The organism is Thiohalophilus sp. (genome assembly GCF_034521165.1).
GTDB lineage: Bacteria > Pseudomonadota > Gammaproteobacteria > UBA6429 > Thiohalophilaceae > Thiohalophilus.
The window spans coordinates 135,847-161,438 of sequence record NZ_JAXHMV010000010.1; the positions used below are offsets into that span (position 1 = coordinate 135,847).

25 protein-coding genes and 2 tRNA genes are annotated in these 25,592 nt (G+C 58.1%); 15 read left to right on the top strand and 12 right to left on the bottom strand.

Going from position 1 to position 25,592, the window contains the following annotated elements; all coding sequences use genetic code 11:
- Positions 1-22 precede the first annotated feature (22 nt).
- Positions 23-1,945: a SurA N-terminal domain-containing protein gene (locus U5K34_RS09895; RefSeq protein ID WP_322568227.1), complete on the top strand. Its 1,923-nt coding sequence runs from the start codon at positions 23-25 to the stop codon at positions 1,943-1,945.
- Between the two features lie 90 nt (positions 1,946-2,035).
- Complete coding sequence (locus U5K34_RS09900; protein WP_322568228.1) at positions 2,036-3,343, top strand: dicarboxylate/amino acid:cation symporter; 1,308 nt, start codon at positions 2,036-2,038, stop codon at positions 3,341-3,343.
- Positions 3,344-3,495: 152 nt separating this feature from the next.
- Here the strand turns inward: U5K34_RS09900 and U5K34_RS09905 are convergent, their stop codons facing one another.
- The gene (locus tag U5K34_RS09905) at positions 3,496-4,287 is read right to left on the bottom strand and encodes an enoyl-ACP reductase (protein WP_322568229.1); all 792 of its coding nucleotides are present in this window, start codon (positions 4,285-4,287) and stop codon (positions 3,496-3,498) included.
- A 231-nt stretch (positions 4,288-4,518) separates the two neighbouring features.
- On the opposite strand from U5K34_RS09905, the gene U5K34_RS09910 reads away from it, so the two are divergent.
- Genes U5K34_RS09910 through U5K34_RS09925 form a run of 4 tightly spaced genes read left to right on the top strand, consistent with a single transcriptional unit; the run spans position 4,519 to position 10,629 of the window.
- Entirely contained in the window at positions 4,519-6,387 is a 1,869-nt protein-coding gene (locus U5K34_RS09910) for a peptide-binding protein (protein ID WP_322568230.1), read from the top strand.
- Between the two features lie 22 nt (positions 6,388-6,409).
- Complete coding sequence (locus U5K34_RS09915; RefSeq protein ID WP_322568231.1) at positions 6,410-7,792, top strand: ABC transporter permease; 1,383 nt, start codon at positions 6,410-6,412, stop codon at positions 7,790-7,792.
- Positions 7,785-8,960: an ABC transporter permease gene (locus U5K34_RS09920; protein WP_322568232.1), complete on the top strand. Its 1,176-nt coding sequence runs from the start codon at positions 7,785-7,787 to the stop codon at positions 8,958-8,960. Before U5K34_RS09915 ends, U5K34_RS09920 begins: the two co-directional genes overlap by 8 nt.
- A 7-nt stretch (positions 8,961-8,967) precedes the next feature.
- On the top strand, positions 8,968-10,629 hold the full coding sequence (locus U5K34_RS09925; RefSeq protein ID WP_322568233.1) for a dipeptide ABC transporter ATP-binding protein: 1,662 nt from the start codon (positions 8,968-8,970) through the stop codon (positions 10,627-10,629).
- 477 nt (positions 10,630-11,106) lie between these two features.
- On the opposite strand, the gene U5K34_RS09930 is transcribed toward U5K34_RS09925, so the two are convergent.
- Positions 11,107-12,732 carry a LysM peptidoglycan-binding domain-containing protein gene (locus U5K34_RS09930; RefSeq protein WP_322568234.1) on the bottom strand — a complete coding sequence of 542 codons (1,626 nt, stop codon included), beginning with the start codon at positions 12,730-12,732 and terminating at the stop codon, positions 11,107-11,109.
- A gap of 166 nt (positions 12,733-12,898) precedes the next feature.
- Between U5K34_RS09930 and U5K34_RS09935 the strand changes: the two genes are divergently transcribed.
- From U5K34_RS09935 to U5K34_RS09950, 4 genes are all read left to right on the top strand, one after another.
- On the top strand, positions 12,899-13,732 hold the full coding sequence (locus U5K34_RS09935; protein ID WP_322568235.1) for a class I SAM-dependent methyltransferase: 834 nt from the start codon (positions 12,899-12,901) through the stop codon (positions 13,730-13,732).
- Positions 13,716-14,201 carry a ribonuclease HI gene (gene rnhA, locus U5K34_RS09940; RefSeq protein WP_322568236.1) on the top strand — a complete coding sequence of 162 codons (486 nt, stop codon included), beginning with the start codon at positions 13,716-13,718 and terminating at the stop codon, positions 14,199-14,201. Before U5K34_RS09935 ends, rnhA begins: the two co-directional genes overlap by 17 nt.
- A gap of 112 nt (positions 14,202-14,313) precedes the next feature.
- Positions 14,314-15,030: a DNA polymerase III subunit epsilon gene (gene dnaQ, locus U5K34_RS09945; RefSeq protein WP_322568237.1), complete on the top strand. Its 717-nt coding sequence runs from the start codon at positions 14,314-14,316 to the stop codon at positions 15,028-15,030.
- 319 nt (positions 15,031-15,349) lie between these two features.
- Positions 15,350-15,652 carry an STAS domain-containing protein gene (locus U5K34_RS09950; RefSeq protein WP_322568238.1) on the top strand — a complete coding sequence of 101 codons (303 nt, stop codon included), beginning with the start codon at positions 15,350-15,352 and terminating at the stop codon, positions 15,650-15,652.
- Positions 15,653-15,682: 30 nt separating this feature from the next.
- Here U5K34_RS09950 and crp read toward each other — a convergent pair whose 3' ends face one another.
- Positions 15,683-16,363: a cAMP-activated global transcriptional regulator CRP gene (crp, locus tag U5K34_RS09955; RefSeq protein ID WP_322568239.1), complete on the bottom strand. Its 681-nt coding sequence runs from the start codon at positions 16,361-16,363 to the stop codon at positions 15,683-15,685.
- Between the two features lie 347 nt (positions 16,364-16,710).
- Here crp and gltX point away from each other — a divergent pair, with 347 nt between their 5' ends.
- The 5 genes from gltX (at position 16,711) to U5K34_RS09980 (ending at position 20,355) form a co-directional block, all read left to right on the top strand.
- On the top strand, positions 16,711-18,123 hold the full coding sequence (gltX, locus tag U5K34_RS09960) for a glutamate--tRNA ligase (protein ID WP_322568240.1): 1,413 nt from the start codon (positions 16,711-16,713) through the stop codon (positions 18,121-18,123).
- A gap of 28 nt (positions 18,124-18,151) precedes the next feature.
- The gene (locus U5K34_RS09965) at positions 18,152-19,849 is read left to right on the top strand and encodes a glutamine--tRNA ligase/YqeY domain fusion protein (protein ID WP_322568241.1); all 1,698 of its coding nucleotides are present in this window, start codon (positions 18,152-18,154) and stop codon (positions 19,847-19,849) included.
- A gap of 124 nt (positions 19,850-19,973) precedes the next feature.
- Positions 19,974-20,049 (top strand) — tRNA-Ala (locus U5K34_RS09970).
- Between the two features lie 21 nt (positions 20,050-20,070).
- Positions 20,071-20,265 (top strand): hypothetical protein, encoded by a 195-nt coding sequence (locus U5K34_RS09975; RefSeq protein WP_322568242.1) that lies wholly within the window; start codon positions 20,071-20,073, stop codon positions 20,263-20,265.
- Positions 20,266-20,278: 13 nt separating this feature from the next.
- Positions 20,279-20,355: transfer RNA gene (locus U5K34_RS09980), tRNA-Glu, on the top strand.
- A 172-nt stretch (positions 20,356-20,527) separates the two neighbouring features.
- Here the strand turns inward: U5K34_RS09980 and U5K34_RS09985 are convergent.
- From U5K34_RS09985 to U5K34_RS10025, 9 genes are all read right to left on the bottom strand, one after another.
- Entirely contained in the window at positions 20,528-20,707 is a 180-nt protein-coding gene (locus U5K34_RS09985) for a hypothetical protein (RefSeq protein ID WP_322568243.1), read from the bottom strand.
- Positions 20,708-21,401: 694 nt separating this feature from the next.
- Positions 21,402-22,139 carry a hypothetical protein gene (locus U5K34_RS09990; protein WP_322568244.1) on the bottom strand — a complete coding sequence of 246 codons (738 nt, stop codon included), beginning with the start codon at positions 22,137-22,139 and terminating at the stop codon, positions 21,402-21,404.
- Positions 22,140-22,422: 283 nt separating this feature from the next.
- A complete protein-coding gene (locus U5K34_RS09995) occupies positions 22,423-22,899 on the bottom strand; it encodes a hypothetical protein (protein ID WP_322568245.1) in 477 nt (158 codons plus the stop codon).
- On the bottom strand, positions 22,880-23,056 hold the full coding sequence (locus U5K34_RS10000) for a hypothetical protein (protein ID WP_322568246.1): 177 nt from the start codon (positions 23,054-23,056) through the stop codon (positions 22,880-22,882). Before U5K34_RS10000 ends, U5K34_RS09995 begins: the two co-directional genes overlap by 20 nt.
- Before the next feature lie 23 nt (positions 23,057-23,079).
- Positions 23,080-23,322 carry a hypothetical protein gene (locus U5K34_RS10005; protein WP_322568247.1) on the bottom strand — a complete coding sequence of 81 codons (243 nt, stop codon included), beginning with the start codon at positions 23,320-23,322 and terminating at the stop codon, positions 23,080-23,082.
- A 51-nt stretch (positions 23,323-23,373) separates the two neighbouring features.
- A complete protein-coding gene (locus tag U5K34_RS10010) occupies positions 23,374-24,000 on the bottom strand; it encodes a S49 family peptidase (protein ID WP_322568248.1) in 627 nt (208 codons plus the stop codon).
- Between the two features lie 19 nt (positions 24,001-24,019).
- Positions 24,020-24,334, bottom strand: coding sequence for a hypothetical protein (locus U5K34_RS10015; protein WP_322568249.1), 315 nt, complete (start codon positions 24,332-24,334; stop codon positions 24,020-24,022).
- Between the two features lie 8 nt (positions 24,335-24,342).
- Entirely contained in the window at positions 24,343-24,801 is a 459-nt protein-coding gene (locus U5K34_RS10020; RefSeq protein ID WP_322568250.1) for a hypothetical protein, read from the bottom strand.
- A 126-nt stretch (positions 24,802-24,927) separates the two neighbouring features.
- Positions 24,928-25,476: a hypothetical protein gene (locus tag U5K34_RS10025; protein WP_322568251.1), complete on the bottom strand. Its 549-nt coding sequence runs from the start codon at positions 25,474-25,476 to the stop codon at positions 24,928-24,930.
- Positions 25,477-25,592 lie beyond the last annotated feature (116 nt).

Consider the following 25,592-nt stretch of genomic DNA (forward strand, 5'->3'; position numbering starts at 1 on the left):
TCACAACCCGACTCATCTAGTTATGCTGCAACTCATTCGTGATCGTGCCAAAGGTGTCTTTGCCTGGGTTATCGTCGGTCTGATTATTATCACCTTTGCCCTGTTCGGCCTCAGCAGTTATCTCACCGGCGGGGGTGGCTCGAGCAATGTGGCGGAAGTCAACGACACCGAAATTACCGAAAACCAGTTGTTACGCGCCCAGCGTAATTATCTGGAGCGTTTGCGGCAATTCCAGGGCGATCAGTTCGATGCCTCTCTGTTCGATAATGCGCGCGTCAAGCGCGAGGTCTTGCAGGGCCTGATTCAGCGCGAACTGGTTCAGCAGCATATCAACGAGACAGGCTATCAGCCCGGCTCCCGGCAGGTGCTCGATGCCATCCAACAGTATGATGCGTTTCAGGAAGACGGTGGTTTCTCCAGCGCCCGTTACAAAACGATATTGCGTCAGCAGGGGATCGCGGCCGAGCAGTTCGAGCGGGATGTGGCCAGTGATCTGGCGTTCGAACAGTTACGCAACGGGATCGCCGGCAGTGCCTTTGTCACCGATGCCGAGCTGCAGCGCTATTTGCGTCTGAAATACCAGCAGCGCGAGATCGGGTATCTGGTCCTGGATGTCGCCGACTTTCTGGAGCAGGCCGAGGTGGATAAGGCCGAGGTCGAAGCGTTCTACCAGGCCAACCGTGGCCGTTTCATGACGCCGGAGAAGGTCAGTCTCAACTATCTGGAACTCGACCTGCAGAAACTGGCCAAACAGTATGAAGTCAGTCAGCGGGAAGTCGAGGAATTTTATGCCAGCCAGCAGGATCGTTACCGCGAAGGGGATGAGCGCCGCGAGGTCCGCCATATTCTGATTGGAATCAATGCCGAACGCAGTCAGAGCGAGGCGCTGGAAAAGGCTCAACAACTCTATCGCGAGCTTCAACAGGGCGCCAATTTTGCCGAGCTGGCACGGAAACATTCGGATGATCCCGGTTCCGCCAGTCAGGGGGGCGATCTGGGGCGGATTGAACCCGGCGCCTTTGACCCCGACTTTGAGCAGGCCGCGTTTGCCCTGGAGGAAGACGCGATCAGTGAGCCGGTCAAAACCCGCTTCGGCTATCACCTGATCAAAGCCGACACCGTGGTCTCGCCACCGGTGAAGCCGCTGGCCGAGGTCGAGGATGAAATCCGTCAGGAGCTGCGCATGCGCCAGGCGGAACAGGATTTTTACGAGAAAGTCAGCGACCTGGAGCGCTACAGTTACGAGATGCCCGACTCCCTGCAGGGCGTGGCCGAACAACTCGATCTGACAGTCCGGCAAAGCCCGATGTTGACCCGCCAGGGCGGCGATGGCGTGCTTGGCCATCCCAAGGTGGTGAACGCAGCCTTCAGCGAGGAGGTGTTGCAGCAGCGGCGCAACAGCGAGGTGCTGGAGCTGAGCGATACCCATTTTCTGGTATTGCGGGTCAACGAACACGAGCCGGCCAGTGAAAAATCCTTACAGGAAGTTCGCCCCCAGATCGTCCGGCAGCTGAAACGCCAGCAGGCACAGGAACTGGCCAGCGGGACGGCCCGGTCCATCAGGGCCAAGCTGGAGCAGGGGAGCGATCCCGCGGCGCTGGCGGCGCGCTATGACGTCGACTGGCAGACGCCCGGGTTAATTAGCCGTCGCGCACAACAGGCGGGTGCGTCGCTGGATGAGCGTCTGCGTCAGGCGGCGTTTCGGATGCCGGCTCCCCAACAGGGGGACCCCAGCGTGACCACCGCGACCCTGTCCAGCGGCGATGTGGCCGTGATTCAGCTGCAGGGCATCCGCGACGGGGACCTGCCCAGCGGGGAAACGCTGGCACGCGAACGCCAGCAGCTGGCTGCGGCTTTTGGTGTGAGTGAATACAATGCCCTGGTGGAAAGTCTGCGTCAGGCGGCGGAAATCCGTATCAGCGACGACCTGGGCGGCGAAGAGTAACCTTCGTTCGGAACAGGGCTCTGTTCGTCGCTTTGAGGCGGTGATAGCGCCCTGGGCACACGGCTCGCTGGAAGACGAAGGGACAAGGCCATGCTGAAACTCAAACTCCACTGGCAGATCCTGATTGCACTGGTGCTGGCGGTGCTGATCGGGGCCTGGGCGGGCCAGGAGGGCAGCCTGTTCGGGGTGCGCCTGTACAGTGTCTTCGATTTTGTTGGCAGCCTGTTCCTCAATGCCCTGAAGATGATCATCGTGCCGCTGATCGTCGCCTCGATCATCGTCGGCATTGCCGGTATCGGGGGCGGCCACGGGCTGGCCCGGCTCGGCGGCAAAACCCTGCTCTACTACATGGCCACCAGTCTGGTGGCGATTCTGATCGGCCTGTTTTTCGTCAACCTGCTCTCCCCGGGCATCATCGACGGCCAGCCGGCGAACGAGGTACTCGGACTCAGCCAGCAACAGGCCGACATTGCCCGGGAGACGGTCGGCGAGCGGGGCGCCAATGACATTGCCGGCGTCTTTTTGAGCATGATTCCGGCCAATATCGTGGCCGCCGCGGCCAACGGGCAAATGCTGGGGCTGATCTTCTTCAGCCTGCTGTACGGCTTTTTCATGGCCCGGATCGAGGACGACTACGCCGAAGCGCAGTACAACTTCTGGAACGGCATGTTCAACATCATGATGGCCATTACCGACCTGGTCATGAAATTCGCGCCGCTGGGGGTCTTTGCCCTGGTGGCCAGGGTGGTGGCCGAAACCGAACTGGATCAGCTGGCGGAACTGGCCCAGACCCTGGGCCTGTTTGCCGCGGCGGTGTTACTGGCCCTGCTGACGCATGTGCTGGTGTTTTTGCCGCTGCTGCTCAAATTCCTTGGCAAAGTGCGCCCGCAGCGCCACTACCGGGCCATGGCCCCGGCCATGCTGACCGCGTTTTCGACCGCTTCCTCGGCCGCGACCCTGCCGCTAACCATGGAGTGCGTGGAGAAAAACGCCGGGGTTTCCAATCGCACCAGTAGCGTGGTGCTGCCGCTGGGGGCGACCATCAACATGGACGGTACGGCGCTGTATGAGTGCGTGGCGGCCATTTTCATCGCCCAGGCTTACGGCCTGGAGTTGGGCTTTGCCACCCAGTTCACCATTGTGCTGATCGCGCTGCTGACTTCTATCGGCGTGGCCGGGATTCCCGCCGCCAGCCTGGTTGCCATCGCCATCATCCTGGCCGCCATCGGCCTGCCGCTGGAGGCGCTGGGGCTGATCCTGGCGGTGGACCGGATCCTGGATATGTTCCGCACCTCGGTGAACGTCTTCAGCGACTCCTGCGGTGCGGTGATCATCGCCCGCTCGGAGGGGGAGACGGACCTGTTGACTGACGAACAACCGGTTGTGAAATCGGCATAAATCTTCGCCGCTTTACCAGAAGGGCCGAGTTACGAGGGACGAGGAAAGGCTTCACCACCAGGACGCCAAGACACGAAGAAAACTGTTCAGAAGAATTGAGCTTTTAACTTGGTGTCTTTGTGTCTTGGTGGTGAGTATTTCTGGTTTCGGATTTATTCGTCGCCCAGTGGGCGCATGCCGATGGTGCTGTAGCCGGAGTCGACGTAGGTCACCTCGCCGGTGATGCCGTTGGCCAGGTCGGAGCAGAGGAAGGCGGCGGCGTTGCCGACGTCCTCGATGGTGACATTACGGCGCAGCGGGGCGGTGTTTTCCACTTCGGTGAGCATTTTTCTGAAGTTGCCGATCCCGGCCGCGGCCAGGGTTCGGATCGGGCCGGCGGAGATAGCGTTGACGCGGATGCCGTCGGGCCCCAGGCTCTGGGCCATGTAGCGCACGTTGGCTTCCAGGCTGGCCTTGGCCAGGCCCATGACATTGTAATTGGGCATGGCGCGCACGGCGCCCAGGTAGCTGAGGGTCAGCAGGGCGCCGTCACGCCCCTCCATCATGTTGCGGCCGGCCTTGGCCAGGCCCGCGAAGCTGTAGGAGCTGATCTCGTGCGCGGTGCGAAAGCCGTCGCGGGTCACCGCGTCCAGATAATCGCCTTCCAGTTCATTGCGCGGCGCGTAAGCGACCGAATGCACGATAATATCCAGGCCGTCCCAGTAATTGTCCAGCTGATCGAAGACCTTGCTGATCTCCTCGTCGCTGCTGACGTCACAGGAAATGGTAATTTCCGAATCGAGTTCGGCGGCCATTTTGGCGACCCGGTCCTCGAGTTTGTCGTTCTGATAGGTGAAGGCAAGTTCGGCGCCCTCGCGGTGCATGGCCTGGGCGATGCCCCAGGCAATGGAGCGGTTGCTGGCGAGACCGACGATCAACGCGCGTTTCCCTTGTAGAAATCCCATAGTTCACCCTGCAATTGAGTTGATTGAATTCGGTTGCGGACGCCCTGGACGGTCGCCGACATCGGCATAAGGTACCGAAATTTACCAGCCAGGGGAAGGCTTGCAGCGTGTTCCACGGCTTGTTTGCCGGCGGCGGGGTAGTTATTCTGAGTCTCGACCGGGTTTAAAAATAGTGTACCATCGCAGTCACGAAATATAAGTTATAACGATAAAGGCGTAGTGAGCCCCGTCATGGAAAAACGCTTCACGTTTAAAGACTTCTTCCTGTTTGCCTTTCTGGCCCTGTTGTTCATTACTCTGCTGTTATCGATGTACATGGTCGATCGCCAGTGGGGCGAAATGGCCGGGATGCAGCGGATCATGAACGAGCAGGCGGAGGATCTGCGGGCACTGCGGGGTGCGATCAATCGCCTGGAGTCGCGTCTTGATCGTGGCGCCATCGTCAGCGAGGGCGGCGCAGCCGGGCAGACGGCGGCCGAGTCAGCGGCGTTCGCGCGCGCACGGGCCGCCACCCGCCAGCCCGATTTTGCCCGCGGTGACTGGCTGGTGGACTCCTTTGGCACCGGGCTGAAGACCATCACCCCGCTGGTTTCCAGTGATGCCTATGCCTCGCAGGTGCAGTCCTATGTCCAGGAGTCCCTGTTGACCCGCGATCCCGACTCGCTCGAATGGGTGGGGATGATCGCCCGCGACTGGCAGGTCAGCGACGACGGGCTGAGTTTTACCTTCCAGCTGCGCGAGGGCGTCAAATTTTCCGACGGCGAACCCCTGGATGCCGACGATGTGGTCTTCACCTTCGAATTTATCCAGAACCCGGCCATCGCCGCGCCGCGCGAACGGGCCATCTACGACAAGATCGAGAGCGTGAAGGCTACCGGCCCGCATGAAGTGGTGTTTAAATTCAAGGAACCCTATTTCAACAGCCTGGCGCTGGCCGGTGGCATGGCCATCATGCCGCGTCACTTTTACGAACCCTATCTCGACAAGCCGGAAACCTTTAACCAGTCCAAGGGCCTGCTGCTGGGGTCGGGACCGTATCGACTCGCCGATCCCAAAGGCTGGACACCGGATCAGGGGCTGGTGGAACTGCAGCGCAATCCGCGTTACTGGGGGCTGCAGCCCTCGTTTGATCGGGTGATGTGGAAAGTGATCCAGAACGATGCTGCGCGCCTGACTACGTTTCGTAACGGTGATATCGATGCCTACAATGCCCGGCCGCGTGAATACCAGACTTTGCTCGATGATAAGTCGCTGATGTCCCGCAGTCAGCGCTTTGAATACATGAGTCCCACCGCCGGCTACAGCTACATCGGCTGGAACCAGCAACGCAACGGCAAAGCGACCCGTTTTGCCGATGAGCGCGTGCGCCAGGCCATGACTTACCTGACCGATCGGCAGCGCATTATCGACGAGATCATGCTCGGTTACGCCGAAGTGGCGATCAGTCCGTTCAATCCGCGCAGCGATCAGCACGATCCGGCACTGGAAGCGCGCCAGTTTAATCTGGACAAGGCCCGCCGGTTGCTGGGCGAGGCCGGTTATCGCGATCGCGACGCTGACGGTATGCTGGAAGGAGCAAACGGTAAGCCGTTCGAATTTGAACTGGTGTTTTTCCAGGACAGCGAGGATACCCGGCGGATTGTGCTGTTTCTCAAGGACCTCTATGCCCGGGCCGGTATCTCCCTGATCCCCAAACCCACCGAATGGTCGGTGATGCTGGATCTGATCAACAAGCGCGATTTCGATGCGATTACCCTGGGCTGGACCAGCGGGGTGGAAACCGATATCTACCAGATCTTCCACAGCAAGCAGATCGAATCCGGTGGCGATAATTTCGTCGGTTATAAAAATGAACAGCTTGATCGGCTTATCGAGCAGGCACGCGGCACGGTAGAGGAGTCAAAGCGGATGCCATTGTGGCGGGAAGCCGAGCGCATTTTACATGACGATCAACCCTATACCTTCTTGATGCGGCGCGAGTCGCTGGTGTTTATCGATCAGCGCATCAGGAATTTGCAAAACACCAATCTGGGGCTGAACCTGGGGATTCTGCCGGTGGAAATTTATGTGCCCATGGATATGCAGAAATATAAACGCTAGTTGATCCGGCAACGCTCGCCCGATGCATACCTACATACTTCGCCGCCTGCTGTTGATGATCCCGACCCTGCTCGGGATCACCCTCGTGGTGTTCGCCGTCATGGCCGCGGCACCGGGGGGCATCAGTGCCCAGAGCCTGGTGGAAGGGCAGAACCTGGAGCCGGAAGTCAAAAAGGCGATGGAGGAGTACTATAATCGCCTCTATGGACTGGATCAGCCGGCACCGGTGCAATATCTGCGCTGGCTGAACAATATCTCGCCGATCGGTTTTACCTTCGATCAGGACAACCGGGTGGACGGTTTTTCACTGACCAAGGGGGTCGAGCTGGGCACCAGCTTTCGCTATGGGCGCCCGGTCGCGGATCTGATCGAGGAGCGGTTGCCGATTACCTTGCTGCTGAACATTCTTTCCATTCCGCTAATCTACGTGGTGGCGATCGCCATCGGGGTGCATGCCGCCACCCAGCGCGGCAAGGCCTTTGATGTCGGCTCGGGCGTGACTCTGCTGGGTCTGTGGTCGGTGCCGACCATGCTGGCGGGGGTGTTGCTGATCGGCTTTTTTGCCAGCGATCAGTACTGGCACTGGTTTCCCACCGGCGGACTGAATCGGCGCGAGGCACTGGACATGCCGTTCATGCCTCACTGGCGTTCCTTCGGTGATCTCCTGCTGCTGTTTGTGGCCATGGCGTTATCCATGGCGCTGTTCATTATGCTGAGCCTGCGTGGCGCAAGCCGCTGGCGCACCGGGTTGATGGCGGCACTGGGCGCGCTGCTGGGGGCGGTGATGGCCGGCGCCTTGCCCGGCGAGACAGCGTGGCTGACCGTGATGCTGATCAGCGCGGTGCTGGCGGCCTGTCTCGGGTTGATCGGCTATACCGACTACGCTGCCCTGCGTACCACCCTGCTGGGGATTCTCGGTGCGGGGATCGGGGCGGGCATTGCCGTCTATTTCATGCAGGGCGAGTTTATCCGCGGTTTCCTGCTGGATCGACTCTGGCATCTGATCCTGCCGGTGTTGTGTCTGTCCTACGGCGGCTTTGCCTTTCTGGCAAAACTGACACGCAGCGCGGTGCTGGAGAATCTGTTGTCCGATTATGCGCGCACCGCCCGGGCCAAAGGGGTGCCCGAGAAACAGGTACTGTGGCGACACGTTTTTCGCAACAGTCTGCTGCCCCTGATCACGGTGGCGGCCGCCTTGCTGCCCAGCCTGCTGGGCGGGTCCATTATTGTCGAAGCCCTGTTCAGTATCGACGGGATGGGCAAGCTGGCCGTCGAAGCGGTCCAGACGCGGGATCGTGAACTGGTGCTGTCCATTACCCTGATCGGGGCGCTGTTATCCCTGCTGGGCTATTTGCTGGCCGATCTCTGTTATGCGATTGCCGATCCGCGGGTCAGTTATGAGTGAGCCAAGACAACAACGCAGTTATGCGGTCCAGGTTATGCGCGAGGTGTTTACCAAATGGGCCGCGCGTATCGGCCTGGCCTGGATCGGCTTGCTGGTGTTCGTGGCCGTGTTTGCGCCCCTGCTGGCCAACAGCCATCCCCTGCTGTTGAGGGAGCAGGGAACGCTGGCCAGTCCCCTGTTGCGCTATCTTGGCGCGGCCGATGTGACTTTGTTGATTATTTTTTTCAGCGCCGTGGCCCTCGGGTTTATTACCAGAATCCGTTTGCGGATCCGGTTTGGCATATTATTGCTGATCGCGCTGGTTGCCACGGTGCTGTGCAACGCGCTGGTTTCCCCGCCGAAACTGAGTGTCTACGAGGAATACCGGGACAAGCAGCGGGCCGGCGCCTATGACTGGGTGATCAGCGCGCCGATTCCCTATTCACCCAAGGATTATCTGCGCGACGCCGGGGATACCGGCCTGGAAGCGCCGCTGAGCGCGAGCGAACGCCAACACTGGTTCGGCACCGATGAAAACGGTGCCGATGTGTTGAGCCGCATGATCCATGCCTCGCGTATCGCGCTGGGGATCGGTTTTGTCGCCACCGGAATTGCCATGATCATCGGCACCCTGATCGGCGGGCTGATGGGGTATTTCTCCGGCATTTACGACATGCTGGGCATGCGGCTGGTGGAAATCTTCGAGGCGATCCCGGTTCTGTTTTTACTCTTGACCTTCGTCGCTTTTTTCGGCCGCAACCTCTACGTGATGATGATCATCATCGGCATCACAAGCTGGACCGGTTTTGCCCGCTATGTGCGGGCGGAGTTTCTCAAGCTGCGGCAACAGGAATTCGTCCAGTCGGCAATTGCCTGCGGACTGCCGCTGTATTCGATTCTGTTTCGGCATATTCTGCCCAACGGCATGGCGCCGGTGCTGGTGGCAGCCTCCTTCGGGGTGGCCTCCGCGATCCTGGCCGAGGCCACGTTGAGTTTTCTCGGCCTGGGGCTGGTGGATGATCCCTCCTGGGGACAGATGCTGAACCAGGCGGTACAGGCGGCCACCTTCAACTGGTGGATGGCGGCCTTCCCCGGCGGGGCCATTTTCCTGACGGTGTTTGCCTACAACCTGATCGGGGAATCCATGCGCGATGCCATCGATCCCCATCTGAAAAAGTCCGCCCGGTGAGGTCGACGTGAGCCGATTACTCAAAGTGGACGGATTGCATACCTGGTTGCGTAGCGGCGACGAGATGATCCGCGCGGTGGATGATGTCAGTTTCGAGATCAACAAGGGGGAAACCTTTTGCCTGGTCGGCGAATCGGGCAGCGGCAAGTCGGTGACCGCGCTGTCGATTATCCAGTTGTTACCGCCGGATATCAGCGAGCATCCGGGGGGCCGGGTGCTGTTCGAGTATCGGCATAACAACGGCCAGACCGAGCAGGTGGATATGCTCCGGCTTGATCCGGCCAGGACACTGAATATCCGCGGCTCGCGCATCGCGATGATTTTCCAGGAGCCGATGACCTCGCTGAACCCGGTGTTCTCGGTCGGCGATCAGATCATCGAAGCCTTACTGCTGCACAACCCGGACATGGATGAGACCGAGGCGCGCAACCGGGCGATCACCGCGCTGGAGCAGGTCAAGATTCCCCACGCCGCCGAGCGCATCGATGATTATCCGCATCGTCTTTCCGGCGGCCAGCGCCAGCGGGTGATGATCGCCATGGCCATGGCCTGTGAACCCGATTTGCTGATCGCCGATGAGCCGACCACGGCCCTGGATGTCACCGTGCAGGCCGAGATACTGCGCCTGATGAAGGATCTGCAACAGCGGCGCGGCACGGCCATTTTGTTTATCACCCATGACTTCGGGGTGGTCTCGCAAATGGCCGATCGGCTGGCGGTCATGCAAACCGGCAAGATTGTCGAATCGGGTCCCCTGCAGCAGATGATCAACCAGCCCCGGCATCCCTATACCCGCAAGCTGCTGGCGGCGCTGCCGGAGAATTTGCCGCGCGAGGTGATTACCCACGACAGCGAACACAGCAAGTCGAGCGACATCCTGCTCGATCTGCAGCAGGTGGAAGTCCATTTTCCCGTCAAGAAGGGACTGTTGCGGCGGACCGTCGATTACGTCAGGGCGGTCGACGGGATCGATCTGCGCATACCCAAAGGCCAGATTCTGGCGCTGGTGGGGGAGTCCGGTTGCGGCAAAAGCACCCTGGGACGGGCCATTCTGCGCCTGACCGATCCCACCGCCGGTCGGATCCATTTCGACGGCCGCGAGATTACCTCGCTCCCGCGCAGGGCGCTGCAACCGTTGCGACGGGAAATGCAGATCATTTTTCAGGACCCCATGTCGTCGCTCAATCCGCGTCTGAGCATCGCGGCGACGTTGACCGAGCCGATGAAGGTGCACGGCATCGGTGAGTCAAAGGAGGAGCGTCTGGAGCTGGCCAAACAGATCCTGGAACGGGTGCATCTCAAGGGCGATTATGTGTGGCGCTTTCCGCATGAATTCTCCGGCGGCCAGCGTCAGCGTATCGGCATCGCCCGCGCCCTGGCGCTCAATCCGCGTTTCATCGTTTGTGATGAAGTGACCAGCGCGCTGGATGTATCGGTGCAGGCCGAGATCCTGCAAATGTTGCTGGAATTGCGCCGGGAACGGGATCTGACCTTACTGTTTATCACCCATAATATCGGCGTGGTGGAGTATGTCAGCGACGAGATGCTGGTGATGAACGAGGGGCGAATCGTGGAACGCGGTCCCACCGATCGCATCAGCCGCGAGCCGCAACACGAATACACCCGAAAATTGCTCTCGGCGGTACCGCGGGTTCAGTTCAGCCGCTGATGGTCAGTGTCGGATGAGCGCTTCGGTGGTTAAGTCTATGCCGGGACGGAGTGGGCCAATGTTCTCTTCTTTGCGCCTGACAAAAATAACGCAGAGGTCGCGGAGGCGCGGAGGCGCAGAGAATAATAATCGGGTGATTTGCCGGTTCGAACGTCGCAGGCCGGATCATGTGTTAGCAGATCCGGCATAGCGTTGGATAGTCTAAATAACCGCTCCAAATTTATGCGCGCTTTATACTCTGGTTAATCTTACAGGTCACGCTGGCGTTAGCCTGCGTGATACACCTGCTGATACGCAGAATGTCAGGTAGCGCTGCGCGCAACCTGATCTACGCTTCTGCATACCTTTTAGGAACAGTAATTTAGTCATGCAGCCTTTGTCGGATCAGGATTCAGGATCGCCGAAGTTTCTTTATCAATCTATTTCTCCGCGCCTCTGCGAACTCCGCGTTAAAAACATCCACTCTGGAGAAAAGGATTAGCTGGATGTCTGCATGACATCGACATACAGGGTCAGCCGTTGCCCCGGTTGCAGGTATTTGCCGACCGGCAGGTTGTTCCATTTGCGCAACTGGCCGATGCTGACGCGGAATTTTTGCGAGATACGCGCCAGAGAGTCGCCCCGGCGTACGCGGTAGCCGATTCGCTTGGTCAGGCTGCGTTGGGCTGGCAAAGCGATCTGATCCGGATTCAGCGCGGCCTGATCGCTGCGGCGTGACCAGATGATCAGGCTTTGTCCCGGTTTGAGCGGGTCGCCGGGGGCCATGGCGTTCCAGGCGGCCAGGGCCCGAACGCTGACGCTGTGGCGTTGCGCCAGCTCCCAGAACGTATCGCCGGGGCGCACCACATGGGTGATCTTGTTGCCCTGGCGCGGTCGGTTTTGCAACCGCTGGGTGCGCTGGGTCTGACTGAGTCGATAATTTTCCGGTTGCTGGCTGGCTACCGGGATCATCAGGCTCTGCCCCTCGCGCAGCAGGGTGCCGCGCAGCTGGTTGATGCGTTTGATGGTATTGATGCTGGTGTTATAACGCGCGGCAATCCCACTCAGAGTGTCGCCCTGGCGTATGCGGTAGCGTTGCCAGGTGACCATCTGGTGACGGTCCAGCCCGGCCAGTCGCTTTTCAAAGGTTGCGACCGAGTCTTTGGGCAAGAGCAGGTAATGCGGTCCGTCGGGCGCCGTGGCCCAGCGGTTGTAACCGGGATTGAGTCGATAGAGTTCATCCAGATCGAGATCGGCCAGCTCAGCGGCCCTGGCTAGATCGATCTGCCCCTGAATGTCGACCCGGGCAAAATAGGCTTCATCGGGAATCGGATCGATCGTGAGACCGTATTCCTGTGGTGCCTCGATCAGTTTTTTCAATGCCAGCAGTTTGGGCACATAGGCTTCAGTCTCACGCGGCAGATTCAGTGAGAAAAAATCGGTCGGGCGATTGCGGACCTGGTTGCGGCGAATGGCGCGATTCACATTACCGAGGCCGGAGTTATAGGAGGCCAGGGCGTGCATCCAGTCACCGTCGTAATAATCATGCATGCGCTTGAGAAATTTGGCGGCTGCTTCGGTGGAGGCATAAATATCGCGGCGACCGTCGTACCACCAGTTCTGTTTCAGTCCATAGAGCCGTCCGGTCGAAGGAATAAATTGCCAGATACCCGACGCCCGCCCATGGGAGTAGGCAAACGGTTGAAAGGCACTTTCGACGATCGGCAGCAGGGCGATCTCCAGCGGCAGATTGTACTGCTCGAGGGTTTCGACAATATAGTACAGATAGGGCCGGGCCCGTTGTGCAACCCGCTGCATGTATTCGGGATTACGGGCATACCAGCTGAGTTGTTGCTCGACGCGTGCGTGGTCGATGTCCGGCAGGTCAAATCCGGCCCGAATCCGTCGCCAGATGTCCGGGGGCGGCGCCGGCTCGTTCGACAGTTGGGAGACGATCGTCTCGTCGCGCATCAAAAGCGGAAACGGCGCATCCCCCACCACCGTCGCGACCTGTTCCGGTGTCTTCTCGACGGGTTCGACGGGGTTTTCAGAGGGGGAAGATGAGGGCAGAGCGCAGCCACTCAGGGTCGCCGTCAGCAGAACAACGATCAGTATGCGCGTCATATTGTTGTTATCAATTCAAGGGGTTGGCGACTGACTATAGTGAATTCAGATAGTAAAAACTGTGAACCAGGTGGTCAAGCTTTATCGCCGGCCGGGGAAAGATTCCCCCATCAGCCCGGAGCGGGCATACTGTGACAGGTTTGAAGCGGTCATTGATCGAAAGAGCATGAAGCTACGTCGTCAAAAAAGCGGGCTGCGCCGATTCCACCGTTGTTCGGGCGGGGAACGGATGGGGCCACGGCTCGAGCAATGGTATACCACCCGTCTGGGGTGCTTGCTGGCCGAGCAGGAGCAACAGCAGCTGGATACGGAGCTGGTGAATCTGTTCGGCTATCATCTGCTGCATATGGGCAGCCCCGCGGAGGCGGCGATGTTGCGCACCAGCCGGGTCAATCACCGTATGCGCACCCGGCTCGATCCCGACAGCCGCGCGGCGGGCCGGGACGAGCGGGTATTGTGTCTTGAGCCGACGGCCCTGCCGTTCAGCCCCGATACCCTGGATGTGGTGGTGTTATCCCATGTGCTGGAGTTTTCGAACGATCCGCACACCGTCTTGCGGGAAGTGGAGCGTAGCCTGATTCCCGAAGGACATGTGGTCATTCTGGGCTTCAATCCCGTCAGCCTGTGGGGACTGATCCGGCTGTTTCGCGGCGGCAAAGGCCAGCTGCCCTGGTGTGGCCATTTTATGACCCTGACCCGGCTCAAGGACTGGTTGGCCCTGCTGGGTTTCGATGTGGTGCAACAGCGTCGCTATTGCTACCGGCCCCCCTGGCAGCGGCCCCGGTTGATGCAAAAGCTGATGTTTATGGAGCGGCTCGGGCAACGCCTGTGGCCCTTTTTCGGCGGCGGCTTTCTGCTGGTGGCGCGCAAGCGGGTCACAACCCTGACCCCGATCCGCCCGCGCTGGCGGGCGCGGCGGCGCATCGCCGTCAGCGGTCTGGCCAAGCCGCTGAATAATGAAAGACAACACAAAGGAGCCCGTTTTGAGTCAGATCGTTGAAGCCTTTACCGACGGTGCCTGCCGCGGCAATCCCGGTCCCGGTGGCTGGGGGGTGCTGCTGCGCTATAACGGCCATGAAAAACGGCTGCACGGCGGTGAGCCGCAGACCACTAACAACCGGATGGAACTGATGGCCGCCATCCAGGCGCTGGAGAGCCTCTCCCGGGCCTGCGAAGTGCACCTGACCACCGACTCGACCTATGTGCAAAAAGGCATCAGCGAATGGCTGGCCAACTGGAAGGCACGCGGCTGGAAAACCGCGTCCAAAAAACCGGTCAAAAACGTGGACCTCTGGCAACGCCTGGACGCCGCGGTGCAAAAGCATCCGAAGGTACACTGGCACTGGGTCAAGGGCCACAGCGGCCATGACGAGAACGAGATCGCCGATCAACTCGCCAATCTCGGGATCGATGAGTTGCCCAGCAACTCATCGATGGGACGAGGGACGAGGGACGAGGGACGAGGCTGATGTTTATGCCGGTTCAAGGCGTGAAACTCCGTCAGAATTGCGATAATCTTCGCTACATGCACATGACTAACGTTTTTACTCGTCCCTCGTCCCTCGTCCCTGGTACCTGGTCATGAGGCAGATCGTCCTCGACACCGAAACCACCGGCCTGGAGCCGGCCCAGGGCCACCGGATCATCGAGATCGGGTGTGTCGAGCTGGTCAACCGGCGTTTGACCAATAACCGGTATCACCAGTACATCAACCCCGAGCGGGAGATCGACGAGGGGGCGGTTGAGGTACACGGTATCACCAGCGAGTTTCTGGCTGACAAACCCCGCTTTGTCGAAGTGGCCGAGGATTTTGTCAATTTCATCCGCGGTGCCGAGCTGATTATCCACAATGCGCCGTTCGATGTCGGGTTTATCAACCACGAACTCAGGCGCCTGGAGGCGGGGAGCCAGCCGGTCGACGATTTCTGCCGGGTGATCGATACCCTGGTGATGGCGCGCCAGCTGCACCCGGGGCAGAAAAACAACCTCGACGCCCTGTGCAAGCGTTATTCCATCGATAATTCCTCGCGTGAACTGCACGGCGCGCTGCTCGACGCCGAGATCCTGGCGGAAGTCTATCTGGCCATGACCGGCGGGCAGGTGACCCTTTCCCTGGAGGGGCGGGGTGCCAGCGAGGCAACCGGACGGCCCGAAACACGTCGTCCCCTGGCGGCAGATCGCCCGCCTCTGAAAATCCTGCACGCCAGCGAGGACGAGTTGCGCGCCCATCAGGCCCGCCTGGACACCATCGACGGGGCCAGTGACGGCCAGTGTCTGTGGCGCCGCCTTGAGCCGTAAGCCATGGCCGTTCCGGCAAAAATCTCATTTATCATTTAAAAACAAGCGCTTGCGATGGATCAAAAAAGATTAAAGTCGCTTGCCCCGGCTGCCGAAAAACTGATCAAGCCCGGAGAAAATTGTTGGTCCGGACAAAGTGAGAGAGCGATGTTTTGTTGTATTGATTGTTGTGTTTCCTCCCCCTGCGCAAGAATTGCGCAAATTTAGATTCCCCGCCAATTGAGCGGGGATTTTTTTTGTCTGGTATGAATTGCACAACACCGCTATCAGGGCCACTATTTTCACTAGTTTGGCTAAATCGGCGGCGGCAGGGGTTGGTATGACGGTCAGTTCCCAGTTCACTGATGATGGCAAGACACTGATTATTCAGGTTGAGGGAGACTTCGACTATAACCTGCACAAGGCGTTCAGAGACGTTTTTGAACCCGATGAGCAGGTACAGTGCTACGTGGTGGATCTAAGCCGCACCGAACAGATGGACAGCGCGGCGCTGGGGTTGTTGCTCTGGCTGCGAGAACAGGCTGGTGGTGAGAGGGCGCAGGTGACCCTGCAGGGAGCATCGAAACGTGTGCGCCAGATTCTGGAACTGTCTCGGTTTGAGCGTCTGTTTAACCTGAAGTGAAAGCCGATCGGCCTGCGCGAGCGTGGTCCCTCAGCGCTCGTGATAAACCACGATATCCATTCCCTGCACTTCGATTATTTTTTGCTCGGCCAGGCTTTTCAGTACCCGGCCAGCCATTTCGCGCGAACATCCCACAATCCGGGCCAGCTCCTGGCGTGAGACGTGGATCTGGGTCCCCGCCGGATGGGACATGGCTTCCGGGTGGGCACACATGTCCAGTAGTGTGCGTGCAATGCGTCCAGTAACGTCCATAAAGGCCAGCTGGCTGACTTTTCGATTGGTGGTGATCAGCCGTTGTGACAGCTGCAAACCCACGGCCTTGAGAATGTCGGGCTGGGCATCCCGAAGCTCGTTTTCGAACAGCCGGTTTAGCTCATCGTAGCTGATGCGGGCCAGCTTGCAGGGTGTACGGGTGCGCACCAGCGCCGTGCGATTCTTGGTGCGATAGAATAGCCCCATCTCGCCGATAAAATCTCCGCTGTTGAGATAGGCGAGTACGATTTCGTGGCCATCTTCCCCGCTGTCTTCCAGCATGACGCTCACCGAGCCTTCGATAATGTAGTAGAGCGTGTCGCCCGGATCGCCGGCACGAACCACGACGCTTTTTTTCGGCAGGCTGTAGTGCGTGCAGTGTTCCAGAAACTGCGCCATGGAGCGGGGATCGATCTCACAGGCCTCCGTCTGCTGATCATCATCCAACACAATCGTCATGGCCATCTCCGATGTGTTAGGGGGGCTCTGGTGATATTGAGTGCCTTTCTGCGAGACAAACGGTAGCGTGCTTCCATGATCCTTCTCCGAAAGATTCCCTGACTTTCGAGTTGTTATTGTCACTGCCAGGCAGTTGATTCGTGACTTAAGTGTAATCGGTCGGTGTCGCGCAGACTTTAGGAAAATCCGCGGTTGCCATGGCCATTGCGGGCCGGGCTACCAACCGGTCATGCGATCCGACCTGTCGGTCGCCAATACTGCGCCAGGACTGCATTTTTGCCGCGTGGCGAGTACAATACCCCTTTCAACAGCCGCAGTATGACATATTTTTCAAGGATTCGGTTTTCATGTCCATTCGCACCCGTTTTGCCCCCAGTCCCACCGGTTACCTGCATATCGGCGGGGCTCGCACCGCGCTGTTTTCCTGGCTATATGCCCGCAAACATGGAGGCCGCTTTGTGCTGCGCATCGAGGACACCGATCTGGAGCGCTCCACCGCCGAGTCGGTCAATGCCATTCTCGAGGGGATGACCTGGCTGGGCCTGGAATACGACGAGGGGCCGTTCTACCAGACCGAGCGCTTCGAGCGGTATAACGAAATCATTGAACGGCTGCTGGCCGAGGGGCATGCCTATCGCTGCAACTGCAGCCGCGAACGTCTGGATGAATTGCGCGAGGCGCAGATGGCGCGCAAGGAGAAGCCTCGCTACGACGGTCACTGCCGGCATCGCGAGGTCAGCGAGGATGAGCCGCATGTCATCCGGTTTAAAAATCCGCTGGAAGGGCAGGTCGTGATCGACGATCTGATTCGCGGCCGGGTGATTGTGCAAAATTCGGAGCTGGATGATCTGATCATCCGTCGTTCCGATGGCGCGCCCACGTATAATCTGACCGTGGTGGTGGACGATCATGATATGCAGATCAGCCATGTGATTCGTGGTGACGACCATCTCAACAACACGCCGCGCCAGGCCAATATTCTCAAGGCCCTGGGCGCGACTGTACCGGTTTATGCCCATCTGCCGATGATTCTGGCCGAGGATGGCGCCAAGCTCTCCAAGCGGGTGCATGGCGAGTCGGTCAGTGTGATTCAGTATCGCGAGGAAGGGTATCTGCCCGAGGCGTTGCTCAACTACCTGGTGCGCCTGGGCTGGTCATACGGCGACCAGGAAATCTTTTCCCTGGATGAGATGGTGCAGCTGTTTGACCTTGCCGAGGTCAACAACTCGGCTTCCAGCATCAATATCAGCAAGCTGTTGTGGCTGAACCAGCAATACCTGAAAAACAGCGATCCGGGCTATATTGCCCATCACCTGGGTTATCACCTGGGTCAACTGAATATCGATCCCAGCGAAGGACCGGATATCCTTGCCGTGGTCGAAGCCCAGCGCGAACGGGCCCAGACACTGAAGGAACTGGCGGACATTTGTCAGTTTTTCTATCGCGATTTCGACAGTTATGATGAGAAAGTGGCCAGCAAACAACTCAAGGTCGCCGCGGCTGAGCCTTTGCAACGGATCCGCAACAAGTTGGCCGCGCTGGAAACCTGGGAACAGGAGGCCATCCATACGGTGATTCACAGCACGGCCGAGGAACTGGAACTGAAAATGGGCAAGATCGGTATGCCGTTGCGTATGGCGGTAACCGGTGGCGCGCCATCACCTTCACTGGATCTGACCGTCTACCTGATCGGACGCGAGCCCTGCCTCCGTCGTATCGATATGGCGCTGGACTATATACAGCAGCGCGCCGCACAATAAGCCCGCCACACACGGACTGAACCTTAATATGAGCAGCAACATAACCAAACCCGCTAATTTTATTCGCCAGATCATTGATGCCGATCGGGCCGCTGGTAAACACGGGGGGCGGGTGGCGACTCGCTTTCCACCCGAACCCAACGGCTATCTGCATATCGGCCATGCCAAATCGATCGTGCTGAACTTCGGTATTGCCTGGGACTATAACGGCACCTGTAACCTGCGCTTCGATGACACCAACCCGCACAAGGAAAATGTCGAGTTCGTCGAGGCGATCAAGCAGGATGTACAATGGCTGGGTTATGAATGGAATGAGCTGCTGTTTGCGTCTAATTATTTTGAACAATTGCACGATTACGCCGTGCAGCTGATCAAACGGGGCAAGGCGTATGTGTGTGATCTCAATGCCGAGCAGATCCGCGAATACCGCGGCACCCTGACCGAGCCGGGCCGGGACAGTCCCTATCGTGAGCGCAGCGTCGAGGAAAACCTCGATTTGTTTTCCCGCATGCGGGCCGGCGAATTCCAGGACGGCGAAAAAGTCCTGCGGGCCAGGATCGACATGGCTTCGCCCAACATCAATTTGCGCGATCCAACCATTTACCGGATTCGCCATGGCGTGATACATCATCAGACCGGTGAAGAATGGTGTATCTATCCGATGTACGATTTTACTCATTGCCTGTCGGATGCGATCGAGGGAATTACCCACTCGCTCTGCACCCTGGAATTCGAGGATCATCGTCCGTTGTATGACTGGTTTCTGGACACCCTGCAGACCCCGCATCACCCGCAACAGATCGAGTTCTCTCGCCTGACACTGGAACATACTGTGACCAGCAAGCGTAAACTGACCGAACTGGTCGAGCAGGGCTTTGTGGAAGGCTGGGACGATCCGCGCATGCCGACCATTGCCGGATTACGTCGCCGAGGCTATACACCGGCCGCGTTGCGCGATTTCTGCGAGCGTATTGGCGTCACCAAGTCGGACAACTTTGTCGAGATGGGTGTGCTGGAGAACAGTATCCGCGAGGACCTCAATCGTGCTGCACCGCGTCGCATGGCTGTCCTGCATCCGCTCAAGGTGATCATTACCAATTATCCCGAAGGGCAGGGCGAGCAACTGGCGGCACCCAACCATCCGCAGGATGAGGCCATGGGTAGCCGTCAGATCAGTTTCAGCCGCGAGGTCTGGATCGATCGCGAGGATTTCATGGAAGTGGCGCCCAACAAGAAATTCAAGCGCCTGGTCAGTGGTGGTGAAGTGCGCCTGCGCAATGCGTATGTGATCCGGTGTGATGAAGTCGTCAAGGACGCGCATGGAGAGATTATCGAGCTGCATTGCAGTTATGATCCTGACACCCTGGGTGCCAATCCCGAGGGGCGCAAGGTCAAGGGGGTGATTCACTGGGTCAATGCCGCTGATGCGGTTGTGGCCGAGATTCGGCTCTATGATCGCCTGTTCAGCCACCCCAATCCAGACAGCGCCAAAGACGGCCAGCACTGGACCGCCCACCTTAATCCCGATTCCCTGCGCACGCTGACCACCAGCCTGGTGGAGACGAGTCTGGGCGGGGCGCAATCTGGCGAGGTCTTTCAGTTCGAACGTGAGGGCTATTTCTGCCGTGATCCGCAAAACCGCGAGGGCGGGCTGCCGGTGTTCAATCGCACGATTACTCTGCGCGATACCTGGGCGAAAATCGAGCAGAAATCGGCCGGGAGTTAAAACGTCCTGGCACAGTGGTGAAAGATGCTGCAAATAGCTGAAATCTGACGGAATCACGGAAAAATCACAGGCAAATGATTGACATGCCCGGGCCGCTATCGTAAATTGCGCGCTCTCGATTTTCGGGGCTATAGCTCAGCTGGGAGAGCGCTTGCATGGCATGCAAGAGGTCGGCGGTTCGATCCCGCCTAGCTCCACCAGAGACCACAGCGAGGTGACGCGTGAAACTGGCCGGACGCTTTGCTGTGTATCTCGGGATCATACTCATCATACTGGGTGTGATTGCGGGATTCGGTGCGATGTTTGTCAATCAGGACAGCGCGGGCATACAGTGGCTCGGCGTCGTGCCAGTAGGGTTTGTAGTACTATTGGCGGGCACTGTGATGTCGCAGCTGTCGCGCCCTGACGACGAATAACACAACGTTTTTCGTCCCCATCGTCTAGTTGGCCTAGGACACCGCCCTTTCACGGCGGCAACAGGGGTTCGAATCCCCTTGGGGACGCCAGATAACATACTGAAAAGTAAGAGAAAAAAGAAAAGCCCCGCGTCAGCGCGGGGCTTTCTTTTTACGGAATACGGAAATTGTACGGAAACAGCTGTAATCCCAATCCCTACATGCTGGGGGCAAAAAAAGGGCCGCTTGATGCGGCCCTTTTTTCGTCACTGTCCCGGCTGGGTCAGTGGTTCAGCTTCGCTCGCGCATGGCGCAGTTCTTCCAGCGTGCCGGTGAGACTGCCGGCGGTCTCGGCCAGCTGCTCAATCAGCCCTGAAACGTCCTGCAGGGTCAAAATACTGATCGGTGCCGGATCGTTCAGGTTGGCATCGATCGGGTGCGCCTCAACCGCAACCGTGGTCATCAGCTGGCCGATTCCACGTAGACCGTTATGGATGGCGAATAACGAATTTTCAGCGCCACTGATCGCCTGGTCGAGGTCTTCCCGGTCCGGCTTGTGGCTCGAGTGAGCTTCAAAGTAGGGAATAGCCAGGTCTGTGAAAACAGAAAGGCCGGAAACGCCCAGGGTGCGTGCCTTTGGGGTGCTCGCCTTCGAGGTGCGCGCGTAACGCGTCAGTGTGTTTGTTGTCGCTCACGATGATGGTCTTCTCTGATGTCGATTCAGCTCAGTCAATTAAGGTGTCAGGGCCTGACTTACGCAAACAGTAGGATTGCGCCGCGGGCTTATTCCCCCCCGAAAGGGTGTTTTTTATTCACCGGGCCCCGACAATGAAAGTGAAAGCTACCACGTTGTCGGAACGCAGTGCCGCCGATGCTACGGCCAGTGGTCGAGCCTCAGACCCAATAATAGCTGACTGATCGAAAATATCAAGAAAAGTAAACCCGAGGCTCGGTGATTCCAAGGTCAGTTCACCATGGAAGGATGGAACACCGGCGCATCCCGTAGCTGCCAAGTATCCGGGAGCGGCTTGCCTTTGTTGGGTGGTTCGGAATTTGCCGAGGGCATCGGAAACTTTCTCGATCTGCTCCTTACCCGTCAGCTGTTCAGCTCCTGGTGGCGCTCTATGGTCATACGCCGAACCTTGCCCGCGATGTTATCAGGGCTCCTGAGCCTGACGATGTTTTTCGACTATTTTTGCAGCCATAGCATCGCCGGTGTCTAAAAGTTCTTTTGCCTCGATGCCTTCTCTTGTGATTTTTTTAAAGTCGATGCCGTGGCGCTCGCAAAATGCCTTGCAACCGGATACACAATAACCGGCTCGGTACGCGTCACGCATTTTAATGATATCGTTCATTTTGTCTCCAACGGGTAAATTGCTTCTGCCTGGACCGCGCCTACGGCTGATTATCAACCCATCTTTCGCAACAAGTAGTTCGTCTTTTCTGCGCAATTCGGCGAAATTATTGTTAAGGGTAGTCCCGTCGAATGTAGCGCCAACGTCGGACAACGTGCCATCGACGGTGCCCGCGGTACTATCGATTAACTCGGATTGGGCGCCTTTAGCGGTATTTGACGCAACCACACCAACACCGGAGGCCACCCAGCGATGGACATACCCGATACGGGTGTTGCTGCCCTGGGTAAGAATAAAGGTGTTGTCATCCGAGGCATAGACATCCTTGCCGACGTCCGTGATGGCCAGCCCGGAAATGCTCAGTTCGACTTTGCCTATTTCCCGGGTGCGGACGTTGATGTCACCGGCGGATCCGCTTGCATTATCGGCACGCTGCTCGGCAAAGCCACGGAAGGGATCGCCTGCCTGCAGCGGTCGGGCATAACCATTGCCATTGTCGCCGACGGCGGCGCCTTCGTAGATGATGTCCGACGCAATCACCGGAAGCTCGTTGCGGTCCCCACCTTCGAAAGCACGGGGTTCATCAGATGTTAAGGTAGATCATGCTGCTTAAGCTCGATTCGCCCGACGAAATCGGGCGGTTTATGAATGTTGTTAATTCCCGCCGCGGCTCCCGGGTTGTCTGGCCCCCGAAAGCCCGCGGGAAGTCATAGGCTGACTTGCCCCCGGCCGCGCCCATGTGACAAAGGAGGTGAAGACCGTCGGGTTGGTGTTATTGCCGGTATCGCCAGTGGCGGTGTGCTGCACGATGAGAGCCAATTAATTACCGGCGATCGTCAGAGGTGAGCGGTTTACCTCCCACATAGGCGCCGGATTCTTCAAGATCCCGCGCTGCTTTCTCGACCTGTTTCATCTGCCATTTTTTACGGGCCTTATCATCACTGAAGACTCGATCAACATGTATGCCAGCAGCCTCGGCCTGCTCGACCAGTTCGGCATGTTCCTCGTGAAGTTTGTCCAGCTCCTGGATCGTTTTTTCAATCAGCGCCGGTCGCTCAGAGAGCGGCGGAAGTCCATCCATATCAGGCCAGGGCATCGCATCGATCGCGTCGCAAACACGTTGTTCGATCTGCTCCTGAAAAAGATAGTACAGCGATTCCTTTGTGATCTGATTGTGGTCAACGCCCATAGGGACTGCGCCGAAAACATCGAACCGACTCAGTTTTTTGGTAGGGCTCTGTAGATTCGACCCGTATCCACCAGAAAAGAAGCCAAGAAATTTATCCGCCTCGAGCAGCACCCTCGAGGGCCTTTTCTTTCGCCTCGGCTTGCGTGATCGGACCTGTTCTCAGTTTTTCCAGCCAGGCTGTTTTAGCTTCGATCTGAGACTTGTAGTCAGAAAGCTGGTTGTTCAGCTCTTTGATCGAATTTTTCACGTTGCTGAAGATGTTCAACATGCCTTTTCTCCTTTGCTTTGTTGTTAGCAGATACGAACTCGATTGTTCGCATGTGCCCGGCAGTAAGCCGCAAAGTTCGCTTCGCTCGCAAACTGGCTGTGCAAGCTCGTGTGACTGCGCCACCAGGTGGTCGCCTGCTGATTCACCGCCTCGGCGCTCATACCTTTCAGGCTGTCAAAATCAACCGGATCGTTTGCTTTGGTCGATTTGTAACTTTCATGCACCTTGGCGGCCTTTTGCCCTGACTGCTGGTTTTTCGCGGCCACTTTGGCATAGGCGATCAGGGTGGACGTTGCGCCTGAACTCGGCTTTGCAGTTCACGGGACTTGCTCCCACCAGTTCGCGGCGGTTTTCTCGACAGCGTCCGGCGTCATGCCGGCCAGGGATTCAAAATCGCCCGGCGTGGGTGTCGGAGTTGTTGCGATGGGCGCCGGTCGGCCTGACCTGTGATTTGAAGCTGTTGTCATCGTCGTGTTGCTCCCGTTTGTTGCTCCGGTTAGTTTTGAAATCAGGGCCTCGAAGGTGGAAACGCGATTCGCCATATCCGCCAGCCGCACCTGCTCCCGCTCACCGATCTGCTCCTGGCCGAACTTCTCAAGCACGGTATTGACAGTAACGCCGCGATAGGTCGCGACGTCCTCCACAAATACCTGCGCCAGCGCGTCAATACGCGTCTGGACCTGTTTTTTACCCTCGTCGGTAGTCACGTCAGGGCGCTTGTTTGGCGACTGGCTGGAAACGATCTCAACGAGCCCGTCGGGTTTTCGGGTATCGACACCGACCACCGCGCCCACTGATCCAACCATCGCGGTTTTGGAAACCACTACCTCATCAGCTGCAGCGGCGATCCAGTAAGCGGCCGAGGCGCCGTCGCCGTCGATGTACGCGGTAATCGCCTGCCAGCACGCTACGATTTCGGCGAACTCGGCAATGCCGGTCGCCATGCCTCCGGCGCCAGCTCAATCATGAGTACGATAGAATGGATATCCGGCCACCCGACTGCCCGGAAATCCTGCGCGAGGATGTCGAGGAAGTCGCCGGGATATCTGGGTAAAGACGTTGGCGTAGCGAAGATCTGGCCGGTGCAATGGGAATCACAGCCACACCGCCGCGGTCTTCAACATTGCGGGTATTCATCAGCGGCCGGCCCAGCTTGGCGGCGACGGCCTCGGGCGATTCATTATCGCGCTGCGCGATCGAAAGGATGAGGTTCATTCCTTCATCTGTGATTGCCCAGACCGCCGATGCGATAGCACTTAAGGCGTGTGTTTTTTCCATGTTCACTCCTAATGTTCGGTGTGTGGATGCACGTGCATATCTGAAATCAGCGCAGGATCAATGCCGTGCAATCGTTGCATCGCTATGTAGAGATCATTTGCACTACGAAACAGCTCGCGCACTTCTGCCGGCGCTTCCTGCCAGGCTTCCACCGCCAGATCAGCGAGCCACTTTTGTTTTTCTTGAGTTGTCATGCTTGTCTGGCCTTCGTCAGTGGAAATGCAAACGGCCTCGGATTTCCAAATTCCGAGCAGTCGCTTTGCCGTGCGCGGCACCTTTTCGAGGTGGTCATAGAGGAAGGCGCGCCATAAATGCCAGAAAACATCAGGCCACTCCGGGTCTGGCTCGTCAGTATGTAGTTTGATCAACGAATTCAGCAATGATTTTTGTGAAGCTTTACATCGGGCTTCTGGTTTACCGGGCAGCTCGGACAGTGCAGCCAGAAGGTGAGGGTTGCGTTCGCGCAATATAATTTGTCGACGATCAACGCCCAGGTGCTCGTGGAGGGGGGTTCCCGGGGAATGGATCCAGGCTTCAAAGGCATCACGGATCCGCTCCTCAGTGTCCGGCTTGAAGGGACCATCGGATTGAGGTTATCGAGAGAAGCTGATTAGTCGATGCCATGGCGTTTTCTTGCAAGGCGCATGACTTGATTTAGCTGGGCGGGCGCTTAGCTCTGGCCCAAGGGACCAGATAGCAGCGGCGGCCTGCTCCTCGCTGGCGCCGCCGGACAGCTCAAGCGCCGCCAGACGAGCTAGGTAAGCCAGCTGTGATTCGGTGCCAGAGTTGAGTCGAACACTTCTCGCACGGCTCAGCTCGCCCCACGAGGCGCGCGGATGGGTTGCCCAGGCAAAGCCGGCAGCATCCTGCAGCGACAATCCGTCTCGCAAACCAGCCGCGATATCTTGAGCGAGAGCGTTGATTAAGGAAGTTTTCTTCATATCACCGGAACCGGAACGCCCCTGAAAATCCAGGTGTCTGCAAAAAAACGCGGCTCGAAGTTCCCGCATCGAACGCCTTTCCTCGAAGAGCTTGTATTGCAAGGCTCTCGGCGGCTGTTCGAAAAAATGATCCGAAAATTCTGATTCTTTCCTCCAGACCGGTTTAGGTGCTTGCTTGTCGTCTTTGAGCGCGACCCGCACGCGCTACTGCGACAAGAAAAACTGTGATTTATCTTTAATATCAGTAACTTGTGGGCACTGTATAGTTTGTCCATGTCTCATATTTAACCTGATGCCGAGATCATAGGGCCCGAAAA